The 13,957-nt window shown below is 56.5% G+C and carries 17 protein-coding genes; 2 read left to right on the top strand and 15 right to left on the bottom strand.

All coding sequences use genetic code 11. The features are described from left to right. Positions 1 to 24 precede the first annotated feature (24 nt). The 3 genes from NSND_RS01945 to NSND_RS01935 form a co-directional block, all read right to left on the bottom strand. A complete protein-coding gene (locus NSND_RS01945; protein WP_080877362.1) occupies positions 25 to 255 on the bottom strand; it encodes an STAS domain-containing protein in 231 nt (76 codons plus the stop codon). A 111-nt stretch (positions 256 to 366) separates the two neighbouring features. Next, positions 367 to 1,146 carry a flagellar motor protein MotB gene (locus tag NSND_RS01940; protein WP_080877361.1) on the bottom strand — a complete coding sequence of 260 codons (780 nt, stop codon included), beginning with the start codon at positions 1,144 to 1,146 and terminating at the stop codon, positions 367 to 369. 82 nt (positions 1,147 to 1,228) lie between these two features. Further along, positions 1,229 to 1,999, bottom strand: a complete 771-nt coding sequence (locus tag NSND_RS01935; protein WP_080877360.1) for a flagellar motor protein — start codon at positions 1,997 to 1,999, stop codon at positions 1,229 to 1,231. A gap of 129 nt (positions 2,000 to 2,128) precedes the next feature. Between NSND_RS01935 and NSND_RS01930 the strand changes: the two genes are divergently transcribed. Further along, positions 2,129 to 2,371, top strand: coding sequence for a hypothetical protein (locus NSND_RS01930; RefSeq protein WP_143833348.1), 243 nt, complete (start codon positions 2,129 to 2,131; stop codon positions 2,369 to 2,371). 57 nt (positions 2,372 to 2,428) lie between these two features. Here NSND_RS01930 and NSND_RS01925 read toward each other — a convergent pair whose 3' ends face one another. The 9 genes from NSND_RS01925 to NSND_RS01885 all read right to left on the bottom strand — a co-directional run bounded on the left by NSND_RS01925 (position 2,429) and on the right by NSND_RS01885 (position 11,141). Further along, positions 2,429 to 2,947, bottom strand: a complete 519-nt coding sequence (locus tag NSND_RS01925; RefSeq protein ID WP_143833347.1) for a chemotaxis protein CheW — start codon at positions 2,945 to 2,947, stop codon at positions 2,429 to 2,431. Between the two features lie 26 nt (positions 2,948 to 2,973). After that, positions 2,974 to 4,659 carry a methyl-accepting chemotaxis protein gene (locus NSND_RS01920; protein WP_080877358.1) on the bottom strand — a complete coding sequence of 562 codons (1,686 nt, stop codon included), beginning with the start codon at positions 4,657 to 4,659 and terminating at the stop codon, positions 2,974 to 2,976. A 48-nt stretch (positions 4,660 to 4,707) separates the two neighbouring features. Then, complete coding sequence (locus tag NSND_RS01915) at positions 4,708 to 5,805, bottom strand: protein-glutamate methylesterase/protein-glutamine glutaminase (protein WP_080877833.1); 1,098 nt, start codon at positions 5,803 to 5,805, stop codon at positions 4,708 to 4,710. Positions 5,806 to 5,886: 81 nt separating this feature from the next. Beyond that, the gene (locus tag NSND_RS01910; RefSeq protein WP_080877357.1) at positions 5,887 to 6,870 is read right to left on the bottom strand and encodes a chemotaxis protein; all 984 of its coding nucleotides are present in this window, start codon (positions 6,868 to 6,870) and stop codon (positions 5,887 to 5,889) included. A 95-nt stretch (positions 6,871 to 6,965) separates the two neighbouring features. Then, a complete protein-coding gene (locus NSND_RS01905; RefSeq protein ID WP_080877356.1) occupies positions 6,966 to 8,858 on the bottom strand; it encodes a chemotaxis protein CheA in 1,893 nt (630 codons plus the stop codon). 8 nt (positions 8,859 to 8,866) lie between these two features. Further along, a complete protein-coding gene (locus tag NSND_RS01900; RefSeq protein ID WP_080877355.1) occupies positions 8,867 to 9,517 on the bottom strand; it encodes a protein phosphatase CheZ in 651 nt (216 codons plus the stop codon). Between the two features lie 26 nt (positions 9,518 to 9,543). Continuing rightward, on the bottom strand, positions 9,544 to 9,924 hold the full coding sequence (cheY, locus tag NSND_RS01895) for a chemotaxis response regulator CheY (RefSeq protein WP_080877354.1): 381 nt from the start codon (positions 9,922 to 9,924) through the stop codon (positions 9,544 to 9,546). A 12-nt stretch (positions 9,925 to 9,936) separates the two neighbouring features. Then, on the bottom strand, positions 9,937 to 10,800 hold the full coding sequence (locus NSND_RS01890) for a CheR family methyltransferase (protein WP_080877353.1): 864 nt from the start codon (positions 10,798 to 10,800) through the stop codon (positions 9,937 to 9,939). 110 nt (positions 10,801 to 10,910) lie between these two features. Continuing rightward, a complete protein-coding gene (locus tag NSND_RS01885; protein WP_080877352.1) occupies positions 10,911 to 11,141 on the bottom strand; it encodes a helix-turn-helix domain-containing protein in 231 nt (76 codons plus the stop codon). Between the two features lie 198 nt (positions 11,142 to 11,339). On the opposite strand from NSND_RS01885, the gene NSND_RS01880 reads away from it, so the two are divergent. Next, complete coding sequence (locus NSND_RS01880; protein WP_080877351.1) at positions 11,340 to 12,269, top strand: nucleotide-binding protein; 930 nt, start codon at positions 11,340 to 11,342, stop codon at positions 12,267 to 12,269. Positions 12,270 to 12,565: 296 nt separating this feature from the next. Here NSND_RS01880 and NSND_RS01875 read toward each other — a convergent pair whose 3' ends face one another. The 3 genes from NSND_RS01875 to fliS are packed head-to-tail and all read right to left on the bottom strand — an operon-like array spanning position 12,566 to position 13,957. Next, complete coding sequence (locus NSND_RS01875) at positions 12,566 to 13,177, bottom strand: PilZ domain-containing protein (protein ID WP_080877350.1); 612 nt, start codon at positions 13,175 to 13,177, stop codon at positions 12,566 to 12,568. A gap of 56 nt (positions 13,178 to 13,233) precedes the next feature. Further along, complete coding sequence (locus NSND_RS01870) at positions 13,234 to 13,578, bottom strand: hypothetical protein (RefSeq protein WP_080877349.1); 345 nt, start codon at positions 13,576 to 13,578, stop codon at positions 13,234 to 13,236. Then, complete coding sequence (gene fliS / locus NSND_RS01865) at positions 13,565 to 13,957, bottom strand: flagellar export chaperone FliS (RefSeq protein WP_080877348.1); 393 nt, start codon at positions 13,955 to 13,957, stop codon at positions 13,565 to 13,567. The genes NSND_RS01870 and fliS overlap by 14 nt, the downstream gene beginning before the upstream one ends.

Below are 13,957 nucleotides of genomic sequence, written 5' to 3'. Positions count from 1 at the left end.
ACGTGGTGAAGAAGTGGATGATCGTTACGCGCCCAATTCAGCCATGCGCGATCGCATCGGATCAGTCACCCCTGTCAGCACAATACGTTCGGACCGGCGGACGGCAATAAGCAGTTGCATCGTTGAGGCATCGAGTGTGTCCACTTCGGACAGGTCCAGTTCCACTTGAGGGTGGGCGGTAACCGCCTGTTTGATTTCCTCGTACAACGCACCGACTTCGAATATCGTCAAATCACCAGCCGGCTTGAGGATCATGAACGTCTTCCTTTCGAGAGGTGAACTTCGCCACACATACGTATCGGTCAGTGTCGGAAAATTCTTAACACCTAAGGGTGTTGCTGTAGGAGCTGTAGGGATCGACTGCTCTCAGAACGGGAGCGCCGGAGGGACATTCCCCGGCAACATGGAATCCAGAGTTTCCTCGGTCAGACTCTTCTCCAGAATTATAATTTCGACGCGACGGTTTTTCGTTCGTCCTTCAGGCGTATCGTTGGTTGCAACCGGCTTCGAGTCGGCAAATCCGGTCGCGGAGAGGTGTGAAATCGGCACTTCATAGAGTTCCGAGAAGATTCTCACGACCATGACGGCGCGTACGGCCGAGAGTTCCCAATTCGAAGGAAATTGCGCGGTTCGAATCGGCACATTATCCGTGTGCCCGAGAATGCGGACATGGCGATCCAACTCGATCAGAATCTGAGCCAGAGATTTCAAGAAGGGTAAGGCTTCGGGGCGTATCCGTGCTTCACCGCTCGCAAAGAGAATCGATTCGGGCAGGGAAATCATAATGGTCCCGTTGCCGGTTTCCACAATCTTGATATCCGGCATCTCGAGAGCCAGCGAAGGGTGAATCTTCTTGAGTATCTCCTTCATCCGTCGAATGACCGGCTCATTGGCACTCGCCATGTCGGTATTAATCATCTTCGGCTTAGAGTCGCCTACCGCAAATGGGAGTCGGCTGGTGGGAGTACTGTTGACCGGATTCAATGCCGCTTTGATCGAGTCGCTCACCGTTCGATACTTGCCTTCGTTGACGGACGAGACGGAATACATGACGACGAAAAAGGCGAACAGCAGCGTGATGAAGTCCGCATAGGACACCAGCCAGCGTTCGTGGTTTTCGTGCTCTTCGTGTTTCTTCTTCGCCATCGAATCCCCGTGAATCGTCGCACGTGAAACGTGAAGTGTCAGATCTCGCCGGCGAGATACGTTTCACGCACGACGAGCGACGTTATTTCTTGTCTTCTTTGCTCCGCTCATGCGGAGGGAGGAAACTCTCGAGCTTTTCCTGTAAGAGCCGGGGGTTTTCGCCCTGGGCCAGACCGACGAGCCCCATAATGACCATGGTCCGCAACCCGGCCTCTTCCTTCAGTTTGAATTTCATTTTGTTGCCGATCGGCAGGAAGAACAGATTCGCCGCGCCGACGCCATAGACCGTTGCGACGAACGCAACGGCGATACCGCCGCCGAGTTTTGACGGGTCTGCCAGGTTTTCCATCACGTGAATTAACCCTAGTACGGCGCCAAGAATCCCGACGGTGGGCGCATATCCGCCGGCAGCTTCCCAGACCTTGGCCGCATGGACCCCTTCCTCTTCATGGTGTTCGACCTCGATTTCCAGGATTTCCTGGAGTAATTTCGGGTCGGTTCCATCGACGATCAACTGGATGCCTTTTTTGAAAAATGGATCGTGCAGGTCCTTTAGTTTTCCTTCCAACGCCAGTAACCCTTGCTTGCGTGAGACGTTAGCCAGGTCGAGGATCTGTGTAATGGTGCCTTTGACGTCGTGGGGAGGATTGGTCAGCGCCAGCGAGACCATGCTGATGGATTTCAGGACGACGGAGAGCGGGTTTTGGACGCAACAGGCTCCGATCGTTCCACCCATGACGATGATAAACGCCGTCAATTGGAGGACTGATCCGACATGGCCGCCTTCGAGCGCCTGGCCGCCCAGGATGGACCCGATCGCGATGACGACACCTAAGATTGTTGCGATATCCACTGGTCGATTACCTCACCACCGTGTCCGGACGCAGCGTATCGCTGTACCCAGAATGGTGGGCTTGCGTCGTTCGGAAACACTCTGATAGCGTGCGGTCGAGTCACAATTGTCTTGTATGGAGGTGCTCTTGTGGGTCCTGCCGATAGCTTGATGCTCGATGCCAAACAAGCCATTCTCGATGAGCAACATCGGAAGTTTCAGGTCCTGCAGAAAGAAGGGCGTTGGCCGGAAGCCATGCAACAGTTTCATGTCACCTTGCGTTGCGCCTCGGATGTGTTGACGGAGTCGTTGCAGTTGCTTGAGAGGGTCCTTGACGCCCGAAGCCGTCGCGGACCCTCCCAGCCACCCTCTTCCGACCCCCAGAGTTCCTAACGCACCCCTGGATGATCGCAACGTTTCTGCAGCACCCCACTCACGGTAGGCAGCTTCTTACGCTGCTTCCCGGGCCAAGAGCAGCCGACTCAGATCCACCAGAATGAGAAGGCGGTCATCGATCCGCCCGACTCCCTGGGTGAATTCAGCACCGGCCATTGTGCCGACCGAAGGCGGCGGCTCAATGGCGCTTCTCGGCACCCGCAACACCTCTTCCACTGAATCCACGATCAGCCCGACCAGTCGTGCCTGTACCGAGACCACCACGATACGCGTTTGGGTGGTCTGTTGGGCTCCGCTCAGGCCAAAGAGTTTTCTGAGGTCCAGTACGGGAATGATGCGGCCCCGCAGATTGATGACTCCCTCCACATAGGGAGGCGTCTTTGGGACTCGCGTGACCTCCACGATCCGGTTGATCTCCTGCACACTCAGGACATCCACCGCGAACTCTTCGCTACCGATCAGACAAATCACGAACTGCAGCAGATCGTCACCGGTCTTCTCCTCCAGACGGTCCGCAGGAGTGTCTGCGGTCGCCTGGTAGTGAGATTGCACCTGTTGTTCAGTCGCACTCATGCTGGGCTCCTTCTCGTGGTTGCTGCTTAGAGCTTGAATCCACCCACGATCCCCTGCAATTCGACCGCCAACTGGCTCAGATCCTGACTCGCCTTCGCCGACTCGTGTGCGCCGGACGACGATTCTTTGGTGACCTTCGCCACGTTTTCAATATCGCTCGCGATCTGTTGCGTCGCGACCGACTGCTGTTCCGACGCCACGGCAATCTGTCGAATCATATCGGCGCTCTCCGAAACCATGCGCACGATCTGCGACAAGGCTTCACCGGTCTTGTTGACCAGGTCCACGCCCGCCGTGACTTTCTGGGTGCCCTGCTGCATCGAGTCCACAGCGCCCCGTGTATCGTGCTGGATCTGTCGGATCATGTCGCCGATTTCCTTGGTCGCTTTGGTGGTCCGTTCCGCAAGTTTCCGGACTTCATCGGCCACCACGGCGAATCCCCGACCCTGTTCACCGGCTCGAGCCGCTTCAATCGCCGCGTTCAAGGCCAGCAAATTGGTCTGGTCGGCGATGTCTTCGATCGTGCGCACGATCTCGCCGATCTGGTCGGACGATTTGCCCAGATCAGAGATGATGGTCGCGGAATTCGACACAGCTTCAGACAGCTGTTGCATACCGGAGATGGTGCTCGACACCACGGTTCCACCCTCTTGAGCGGTTTTCACGGTGTCTTGCGCCAGACTGGCTGCTTTACCGGAGTTCTGCGCAACCTGGCCGACGGTCGCATTCATCTCCTCCACCGCGGCGGCAGTTTGAGACGCGCGCGACGTCAAGGTGTCGGTGCCCTTTGAAATCTCCTCAGCAGTCGCGGATAATTCCACCGAGGCGGACGCCACTTTGTCCGTCACGTGGGCAACTTTCTTGATCATCTGCTGCAATTTTTCAATGAACTCGTTGAAGTATTTGCCCATGTGAGCAATTTCGTCGTTGCCTTCAGCCGGCACACGCTTGGTGAGGTCGCCCTCTCCCTTGGCAATGTCTCGCGAAATGTCGCTCATTTTTCCCAAAGGTTGCAGCACGATCGTGCGGAGCAGGAAATAGGTGATCGCCATGATGATCACGACCACGCCGCCCATCAGGCCGCCGGTCTGCCACATGGATTTACTGGACAGTGCAATGGCAGGGCCCATCGGCAAAGACACGCTCAACATGCCGAGCGTGTCCCCGACCTGATTGCTCGTATGGCAGCTGAGGCAAGCAGCCGTCGTCGCCTTATCTACGACCGCACGGCGAAAGGTCGGTACTCCGTTGATATCATCCCGCCGAGCGTAACTCTCGGCTCCGGCCATAATGGCTCTGATCGCTTCGTTCTCGAAATTGTCTTTCGGGGAATTTGAGGGGTTCATGGGGTTCTGACTCACGAGTCTGGCGCTATACATTCCAGACCTGGTGGCTTCTTCACCCATTTCTCGGACTGCGGTGGCCGGAATTGGAATCGCATCCGCGTTACCCGCATGATCCTTTAGGACCTGAATCTCCGAGCCGGCCTTCGATTTCTTAATCTTGGCGGCGTAGTTGGTGGCGATGTAGGCTCGTCCGATTAGGATTTGTTGTGATAATACTTGAGAACGCCCGACCAACATGGTGTCCATCTTGTCTTCTTCTTGCTGATACAAGACGAAGAGTCCGATGGCGATGGCAACGAACGCCGCCATGGATATCGACAGAATGAACTTAGGTCCGATGGTCATACCCTTCATCATGCTCCCCATAACTCCTCCTACCTCTCCATGCGTGAACGGTTGAACTGAAGATCCTTCTCACACCATATTCATGATTTCGCCGACCACTTTGGACAGCGAAACCACTTTCTCTGCACATCCGGCCTCGACGACGGCTTTCGGCATGCCGTACACGACACTCGATGCCTCGTCTTGCGCCACGGTCCGACCCTTCGCTGCCTTGATCGCTTTCATCCCCTCCAGTCCGTCGTGTCCCATCCCGGTTAAGATCACCCCGATCGTGCGTTCGCCATACAGCGCCGCCACGGATTTCAACATGATGTCGACCGACGGAGCGTGAGGATGGTTTTCGATATTGGGTGATAGCTTGACGACCGAACTCGTGATCGATTTCTTGACGATGCGAAACTGCATGCCTCCGGGAGCGACGAGCACTCGACCAGGCTTCACCTCATCGCCATCCACAGCTTCACGGACCTCCAGAGCGCAGAGATTGTTCAGTCGGTCGGCGAACGGTTTGGTGAATGATTTCGGCATGTGTTGAACAATGACAATGCCGGCCGGGCAATCCGCCGGAATAGTCGGCATGATTTCAAATAACGCCTGAGGACCTCCCGTGGAACAGCCGATGGCAATGAGCTTGCTGCCACGAGTCACACTCACCGATTGGCTGCTTAACGCTTTGGCCGGCATCACGCCTGGCTTCACGCTTCCCGTCACCGGCATCCTTTTCAGCTTCGCGCCGGCGTATCTGGCGGCCAGCACTTTGGACACCAGTTGGTGTTGAATGTCCGCAATCTTGGACACGACACCATCGAGTTGTTTCGGTACAAAATCAACCGCGCCCCATTCCAACGCTTGCAGGGTTTCTTGAGCGCCTTCGACAGTAATCGAACTGACCATAATGACCGGCACAGGGAATTTCGACATGATCTGCTGCAACGCCTGCAGGCCCGTCATCCCCGGCATTTCCACATCCATCGTGACGACATCGGGTTTCAACTGCTGGACCTGTTGAATCGCTTCCTCGCCGTTCCGGGCGACGCCCACCACGTGAATCTGTTTGCCCTCTTCGAGCATGGTCGTCAGGCTTTTTCGCATGAAGGCCGAGTCGTCCACGACCAAGACGCGGACTGGATTCGTTGCACGCTGTGCCTGTGATAGTGGAAGTGCCATAATCTCTAACCGATACATCGGCCGTCTGCCCCGAAAGCTTAAGTGATCCTCCGGATCATCGGCCGCTCGTGAAGTCTATGCTTATGCGGCCTTCTGCGCCTGCTGGTTGGACTCCTCGATATGGAATGCGAGTTTCTCACCTAACATTTTGGCGTCGAATTTGGTGATGTAATCGGTCGCCCCGACTGCCTTACCCTTTTCCATGTTGCAGGCACCGGTCAGCGAAGAGTGCAACATAACAGGCAGGTGTGCCAGTCTCGGATCGGCACGAATGTGCTTGGTGAGTGTGAATCCATCCATTTCCGGCATCTCGATGTCACTGAGAATGCATTGGATCTGGTCCACTCGCTCCTTGCCTTCCGCCGTCGCCTGATCTGCGAGGGCTTGTAGCTTCGACCAGGCTTCTCCCCCGGTGGTGGCCATGATGTAGGACATCTCGAGGCGTTCCAACGCCTTGCGAATCTGCGTTCGCGCCACGGATGAATCGTCGGCGAACAACATGCACTTTGATTTAAGGGCCGGAGCGGCCACCATACCGGCGAACACTTCATCGTCCGAGCGGGGGCAGATGTCGTTCAACACTTTTTCCACGTCCAAAATCAGGACCATGCGGCCATCTTCAAGCATCGTCACGGCCGTGACCGCACCTTTGTTGTTTTCTCTGACAATCGCCGGTGGTGTCTTGATGGCTGACCATGAGAAGCGAATGATCCGATCGACTCCGGCGACGAGAAAGCCTTGCAAACTTCCGTTGTATTCGGACACGATCAAATAGGGATGTGTTCCTGCCGGCCCTCCCGGTTGACCCTCGTTTTCCGTCCCCAATCCAAGGCTTCGTTTAAGGCCCACCACGGGAACCATGATTCCACGAATATTGGCCATCCCCACGATGCGGCTGTCGGCCTCCGGAATCTGGGTGAGCTCCGGCAATTTCATCACTTCACGCACCTTGAATACGTTGATCCCGAAAATTTCGTTCGTACCGAGTTTAAACAGCAGCAATTCCATCTGATTGGCCCCGGCCAATCTGGTTCGAGCATCGATTTCATTAATGAGAGTGGACATACTTCCTCCGATCTCGCACGTCGCTGTTCATCTATCGCCTAGCCGACCCAGGTAACTATCCTTCACTTGTTTCTGTTTACCCGCCGTGACGACCGTTAGACGGCCATTCCGGAGTTGTGCCAGGCCTGGGCGTTCTGGACCAACTCCGAAGTGTCCAGAATCAACACGACCTTACCCTCGCCGGTAATGGTGGCTCCCGACACGCCTTTGACCGTTTCCAGATAGTCCCAGATGGACTTGATGACGACCTCCTCCTGGGACCGAAGCTCATCGACGACTACGCCGACTCGTCGATCGCCCAACGCGGCGACGACGACATAAAATCGTTCACGCTCTTTATCCGTCGGGATATCGAACTCCTGGGCCAGACGTATCAGCGGCAGGACACGATCTCGCAAATGCAGCACTTCACGCCCGTTGATCGTCTTAATGTCCGACCGTGAGATCCGGACCGCTTCGATCACGGTGCTCAGCGGGATGGCGAAAATCGAGCGTTCGACTTCGACCATCAACGCCTGAATGATTGCAATGGTCAGCGGCAGCTTGATGATGATTTGGCTGCCTTTGCCTGGCTCGGATTCCAAATCCACGCTGCCGTTGATTTTTCGAATGTTGGTGCGTACCACATCCATGCCCACGCCACGACCCGACACATCGGTGACCTGTTCCGCCGTGCTGAATCCAGGAAGGAAGATGAGGTTCAAGACTTCACGATGCTCCATCGTCGCGAGCTCGGCTTCGCTGACCAAACCCTTCGCCAGCGCCTTTTCTTTGATTTTCTCGACTTGAATGCCGCGACCGTCGTCGTTGATGCGAATGACGATGCTGTTGCCTTCCTGGCTGGCAGCAATGGTGAGCTGCCCCCCTGCCTGCTTGCCCTTTGCCTGTCGTTCTGCCGGAGTTTCAATGCCATGATCGATGGCGTTACGCACCAGGTGCACGAGGGGGTCTCCGATTTCGTCGGCGACGGACTTATCCAGTTCGGTTTCCTCGCCGCGCATTTCGAGATGCACCTGCTTGTTGAGCTTCTGCGAGAGGTCACGCACCATGCGAGGCAACTTGGCAAACACCTTCTTGATCGGCAGCATACGGGTCTTCATGACGGCGAGCTGCAAGTCGGTGGTTACCAGATTGAGTTGCGCGAGCGTTTCGCTCAAGACGCGCACTTGGGGATCGGCCTCATGGTTTTGTTCCAACTGCGTCCCGATCTTGATCAGACGATTGCGACCCAAGACCAACTCTCCGACCAGGTTCATCACGCTGTCGAGGCGCTTGGTCTCCACGCGGATGGTGGCATCCTCTTCCACAGGTTTCGGCTGTTTTTCTTGTTTGTGGAGCGCCTGATCCAGGGCGCGCTCGGTAATGGCTTTAGCCTGGAGCAGAATTTCGCCCAACGGCGTCTTGGGCTCCGGCTGGTGTTGTTGGGCGGTGAGTGCATCGAGGACCTGTTCTTTGGAGGCCAGGCCGTCGTTCACCAGAATTTCACCCAGCGTCGGCGTCGGCGCCGCCGAGGCCTCCTGAGCGGGTGTGAACGTGTCGACCTTCGGCGCAGCCGGCGTTGGTTCAACATGTGCCGAGGCCTGAGGCGCACTCGGGGCTGTGCCGTTGAGGATCTCGTCCAGTTTGGACGCGATGGCGGCCGTGGCCACATGGTTGTCGGTACCCGACTCGCGAATGTCGGCCATAATCGCTTTGATCACATCGATGGTTTCAAGAATGACGCTGATGATCGCCGGGTTGACGGCCATTTCCGCCTGGCGCAGTTTGTTGAGAATGTTCTCTCCGCGATGCGCGACGTCCACCAGGTGATTAAAGCCGAGAAAGCCGGCGGATCCTTTCATGCTATGCATCGCACGGAAAATTTCGTTCAAAAGGTCCGTGTTCGTGGGATCGGATTCCAGGGTGACGAATCGCTGATCCAAGACTTCCAGCATCTCATTGGATTCGGTCAGGAAGTCGTTCAGTATTTCCTGCATTTCATCGCTCATAACCCACCTCAGTTAAAACCGAATTGCTTCAAGATTTCGTCCGCGAGGTCCTGATCCATCGATGTATTCTTCGTCGCTTCCAGTTGCTTCAACATTTCGCTGGCTTTGCCCTGATCGGTCTTCGCAGCCTGTTTTTGATAGGGACCGAAGACCACCACGAGCTGAAGCAGCTTGTGCTCGACTTCATCCAGAATCGTGACGAGTTTGTTGACGCTCTGCGCCACCAGGTCCTGGAACGACAGCGCCGTCATAATATCGAGCAGTCGCTTGTCGTCTTGCCCGAGGGTCTGCCCCAGTGTGTGCATCTGTTGTATGAGCGCGGGGGACACCTGTGCTTGCTGGAGCGTCTGTGTCATCTCCTTCAGCATCTTACTGATTTGGGCATGGTTGTCCTGGATGGCCTCCACTTCAAGCATGACCCGGTGTGTTCCCTGTTCGGTCTGGGTTTTCAGATTGAGCAGGTGCGTCTGCGCTTGCGGCAACTGTTCCGTCGATGCATTGACCGGGGCGCTGAATTCGGAGAGCGTCTTCATCGTGGTATCGATGAAGCGTGCCAGTTCTCCGAGCTCCTCGTAGAGTTTCGTGTCAGGCGCCTTTTCCTCCTGCTCATCCTCATTGACCGCCATCTGCTTCTTTGCCGCCGCCTGTGGTTGTGCCATCGTCACCCTCACCGGTTAAGAGCCGACTACTTGAAAATCTTGTTGATCTTCTCCTGCATCGTCTCGGCGGTGAACGGCTTGACGACATAGTTGCTGACGCCGGCCTGGACGGCCTCCATCAGATTCTCTTTCTGCGCTTCGGCTGTGACCATCAGCACTGGGATTTTCTTAAGTTTTTCGTCCGCACGAATAGCGCGCAGCATATCGATGCCCATCATGACCGGCATGTTCCAGTCCGACACCACGAAGCCGTAGGTGTCGGCTTTTAACTTGGTCAGCGCTTCCTGCCCGTTTTCGGCTTCCTCTAAATTGTTGAAGCCGAGCTGCTTCAGGATATTTTTCACGATGCGGCGCATGGTGGACATGTCATCGACGACGAGAATCTTCATATTTGGATCGGCTGGCATGAATCATCCTCCTTACTGTTTCTCATGAATGACGGAACGGCCCGCATGAATGGTTCTGAAAAGCCCGGTGGTGTCGTGCAATGTTTCTGAGAATCCGATCATCAAGTAGCCTTTGGGGCGCAAGGCGTCGCGCAGGTCCGATACGATCTGCCCTTTGGCTTTTTCGTCGAAATAGATCAGGCAGTTGCGGCAGAACACGATGTCGATGCCGCGGATCAGCTTGAGTCTGGGGCGGTCGTAGAGGTTCACGTTCATGAACCGCACCATGTCCTTCACCTGAGGCACGAGCGTCTGCTGCTCTTGTTTGCCGGTGAAATATTTTGCCAGCATGCCTGGCGGGACTTTCCGCAGGGAGTGGGAACTGTAGGTCGCGGTCCGCGCAATGTTCAGAACATTTTCGCTGATATCAGTTCCCAGGATGTCGATGGTCCAGCCTGAGAGCGGAGCATAGTCCCGCAGCAGCAGGGCAAGGGTATAAGGCTCATCGCCCGTGGAGCAGGCGGCACTCCAGATGCGGATCTGTTTTGTGCCCGCATTCGTCTTCATCACTTCCGGGATCATGACCTTCATGAAGCTGTCGAGCTGAGCCTCGTCGCGGAAAAAGTAGGTCTCATTGGTGGTGATGACCGTATAGAGTTCGGTGACTTCACGGTCCCGGTATGCATCGAAGCGCAGGAAGTTGAGATAACTCTCGAACGTCTGACAGTGGCAGGCCTTTAATCGAGGGAGGAGCCGGCTTTCCAGCAGATAGGTCTTATTGTCCTGAAAGAATATGCCGGTCTTTTCATAGATCAGATCCCTCAGCTGTTTGAACGTGTCGGGAGACAGCTTGGGCGCGGGGAGATCCGCTTTTCTTACCGTGTTGGTGTCGGCCATCGATTCCCTCGTCTAACCCGTCCGTGGTGATGGGCTCGAGCATCGGACGACAACGCCGCCCGGGTGGCTCATGCTTCTGGAACCCCGGCAGATGCTCTCTCAGACAGAGATCAGCTCTGCTGAGTCCGGTTGTGCATCCAGTCGTGAATATCGCGTCGAAGAAACCGCCAATGCTTTCCGATTTTGGACGCCGGCAATTGTCCGAGGCGCGCGAGCTTATAGACCGTGGACTTGGGCACGCGCAGAAAGCGCGCGACATCCAGCACGGTTAGAATTTCGCTGTCCGAAGGCGATGCACCGTCGAGGTTCACTTTGGTTGTTGCTGTGATGGCATCATTCATGACGGATACGATATCGGTGGGCGCCGTCTCAAACTTTAGTTGCCCGTTCTTAGGTGATGGGGTTTAATAGGCACGGTAGGACAATTCAGCGGTGACGAGGGATGTACTGCGCTGCCGGTCGATGGTGCTTATGTTTTGCTCCAGGCAGACCGAAAGAAGAAACGGCGAAACACACACAACGGTGAGAGACCATTCCTTATGGCGATGATCGTTTCAATCGGCTCAGGCAAGGGCGGTGTAGGAAAAAGCGTGATCGCTGCCAATCTGTCCATGTTATTGGCCAAACAAGGCAAGCGGGTGGTTTTGGCGGATCTGGACGTGGGTGGAGCGGATGCCCATATTCTGTTCGGCATGCTCAACCCTCCCCGCACCTTGACGGATTTTGTAGAACGGCGGGTTGAACGTTTGGATGACGTCCTCCAGCAGGTCTCGGCACACCCCTTTCTCCAGTTGATTCCCGGCACAGGCGATACCCTGGCGACGGCCAATCTTCCCTATGCCAAAAAAAAGCGGTTGATTCGCCATTTCCGGCAACTGCAAGCCGACGTCATCGTTGTCGATATCGGCGCAGGCACCAGTTATCATGCGCTGGACTTCTTTCTGATGGCGGACCACTATCTGACAGTGGCCACTCCGGATCCGACGTCGGTGCTCGACCTCTACCGATTTATCAAGTTGGCAGCGATTCGTCGTGTCTTGTCGGCCTTCCTGTCGCGCGATGCCGTCACAGAGACCCTCTCCGATCGGGATTTCTGCAGCATCGATGAGGTCATCCAGGCGGTCAGCGAAACCGATCCCAATGCCAAGGAGACCGCCAGCCGGACACTCCAGGGATTTCACCCCTACCTGATCGTGAATCGGGTGTCCGGGAAGTCGCGTGTGAATGTGCTGCAGTTGAAGAAGCTGTTGCAGGAATATGTCGGCGGGGATCTGATGATGCTGGGAGAGATTCCGGATGATCCGGCGATGACACGTGCAGTGCGTAGTTATCTTCCGGTCGTCGAATTTGAGCCCACGGCGCCCGCATCCCTGGCTCTCGAGAAAGCCGCTCAGACGCTCCTTACTCTCCTGGCTCACCCGGAAACGACTCAGGCTGAAACCGCTCCCTCACCTGAACAGGCGGCATAGGCCGCAGCATTCGCCGGATCCAGGTTCCTCGCGGAGAGCCGCGGATCCGACAGGTTAGCCGGATTATTTATGGATGTCGTCGCGAGGCGTTCGAGACGGAAGCCCGCCGAGGCCTCTCGCACGTAAGGTCGACGCAGGCGTATTTGCAGTTCGTCGAGGGCGCACGGCGTGATGACTAAAGAGCGCCACGTCTGTGCGCGCCGCCGAGCCGGTGAGGCGGCCGGGCGGCTGAACGAGAACAGCCTCGCCGGGAGACAGGATCGGACGCCGGAGCAGGTATTCATGAATAGTCCGGGTTAGTGCGCGGATTTTCTCGCCCGCAGACGTTCGGCTTGCACCTGCAGAATATGCCGGATAATCAGCTCCTGCTCGTCCCCGCCCAACTCCATAAACTGTGTGGCGACATGATAGCCCGTCGAGTCCCTCTCGGCCGGAGTCACCCGGATGATGCGCGCCGTGGCCTCGATCATGCTGAATGGAGGCAGGATCACCTTCAGCACCAACAGGTCCTCTGCCTGAAACTGACGCGGGGTATCGAAGCCCAGCCCGCCGGCGCTGATATCGACATCGGTCAGCCGTGCGATGGCGACGCTCCCGGGATGACTTTTCACGAGGGACTTGAGAATCGTCTCCAGCATCCAGTCGATTTTTGAGACCCAGGGTAATAACGGCGAGCTTGCAAACGTCTCCCCTGCCCGGACCAGCAGATCAATCGTCGGTTTCGACACGGCCGTGGCGATCGTATCTTCTGTCGCCGGAGGGAGATGGGCGTTCATGGCTTCGGCCGGTTCGTCGAAACGACGGTACTCGAGTAGCAAGCGATCTTCGATGCGCAACCATTCGCGACGCTCTTCATTCTTGCTATCGGTGTGGGGGGCCTGACGAAACCGGTCATGTGACGGAGTCATACCGAACCTCTGCGGTGAAGGAAAACGACCGAGGCATGTCGCCCGGGCTCAGCGCGTCAGGCTTCACGATCTATCGTGACACGCTCGGAAGCAAGTTGTCCGCTACTTTCACGTAATTGGCGCAGGTGTCGTTTCACTTGGGCGGCATCGGCTAATTGGCCGGATATTCCTGCCTGCGCCACCAGGATGGCCGCGCGAACTTCTTCATCCATGCGCAGCAGTTGTTGCGCGACTGTGCGATCGAGTTCGCAGGCCGCCAGCCTGATTCCGCGCGCGCTATAGCAGGCGTCGACTTGATCCCAGTCGCCGGCGCGGGCGGCCTCCAGAGCTTGAATGGTGAGCTGTTCGATGGAGCGGTGATCGTGGAGAGGACCGGTATCGAGTGAACTAGCTGCCGACATGCGCCACCGCTTCTTGCCTCGCAACAACGTGCCAACCTTCTCGTAGTGTCGTCAGGCAGCGAATCGGTCCGTCCAGGTGCTTGCCGTTGTGCCGAAGGTTGGCCTGGATACACTGCTGCACCATGTAGTCATACAACCGGTGCAACGAGACCGCGATCTCACCGCCTCGCTCGAAGTCCAGGACGCTGGACAGTTCCCCGACAATCGCGATACTGCGATCGAGAAAACGGGCCTTGTCCTTGTAGTGGTTCGTCAGAATGGCTTCCCGGGCCAGCTCCATCGATTGAATCGCGGAATCGTACAGCAGCACGATCAGTTGCACTCGGCTGGCGGTCATGACTTGAGTCTGTTGATAGGCGTTCGCGGCGGTGGCGATCAT

The sequence above is a fragment of the Nitrospira sp. ND1 genome (assembly GCF_900170025.1).
Lineage (GTDB): Bacteria > Nitrospirota > Nitrospiria > Nitrospirales > Nitrospiraceae > Nitrospira_A.
This window is presented reverse-complemented; position numbering and strand designations above follow the sequence as displayed.

What these genes read in the sequence shown, in the direction of transcription:
- NSND_RS01890 (WP_080877353.1), bottom strand. Translation starts at nt 10,800, where the DNA reads ATGGCCGACACCAACACGGTAAGAAAAGCGGATCTCCCCGCGCCCAAG.
- NSND_RS01915 (WP_080877833.1), bottom strand. Translation starts at nt 5,805, where the DNA reads ATGGCACTTCCACTATCACAGGCACAGCGTGCAACGAATCCAGTCCGC.
- NSND_RS01870 (WP_080877349.1), bottom strand. Translation starts at nt 13,578, where the DNA reads ATGTCGGCAGCTAGTTCACTCGATACCGGTCCTCTCCACGATCACCGC.
- NSND_RS01875 (WP_080877350.1), bottom strand. Translation starts at nt 13,177, where the DNA reads ATGACTCCGTCACATGACCGGTTTCGTCAGGCCCCCCACACCGATAGC.
- NSND_RS01900 (WP_080877355.1), bottom strand. Translation starts at nt 9,517, where the DNA reads ATGGCACAACCACAGGCGGCGGCAAAGAAGCAGATGGCGGTCAATGAG.
- NSND_RS01940 (WP_080877361.1), bottom strand. Translation starts at nt 1,146, where the DNA reads ATGGCGAAGAAGAAACACGAAGAGCACGAAAACCACGAACGCTGGCTG.
- NSND_RS01920 (WP_080877358.1), bottom strand. Translation starts at nt 4,659, where the DNA reads ATGGGGAGCATGATGAAGGGTATGACCATCGGACCTAAGTTCATTCTG.
- cheY (WP_080877354.1), bottom strand. Translation starts at nt 9,924, where the DNA reads ATGCCAGCCGATCCAAATATGAAGATTCTCGTCGTCGATGACATGTCC.
- NSND_RS01910 (WP_080877357.1), bottom strand. Translation starts at nt 6,870, where the DNA reads ATGTCCACTCTCATTAATGAAATCGATGCTCGAACCAGATTGGCCGGG.
- NSND_RS01880 (WP_080877351.1), top strand. Translation starts at nt 11,340, where the DNA reads ATGGCGATGATCGTTTCAATCGGCTCAGGCAAGGGCGGTGTAGGAAAA.
- NSND_RS01885 (WP_080877352.1), bottom strand. Translation starts at nt 11,141, where the DNA reads ATGAATGATGCCATCACAGCAACAACCAAAGTGAACCTCGACGGTGCA.
- NSND_RS01945 (WP_080877362.1), bottom strand. Translation starts at nt 255, where the DNA reads ATGATCCTCAAGCCGGCTGGTGATTTGACGATATTCGAAGTCGGTGCG.
- NSND_RS01925 (WP_143833347.1), bottom strand. Translation starts at nt 2,947, where the DNA reads ATGAGTGCGACTGAACAACAGGTGCAATCTCACTACCAGGCGACCGCA.
- NSND_RS01905 (WP_080877356.1), bottom strand. Translation starts at nt 8,858, where the DNA reads ATGAGCGATGAAATGCAGGAAATACTGAACGACTTCCTGACCGAATCC.
- fliS (WP_080877348.1), bottom strand. Translation starts at nt 13,957, where the DNA reads ATGATCGCCACCGCCGCGAACGCCTATCAACAGACTCAAGTCATGACC.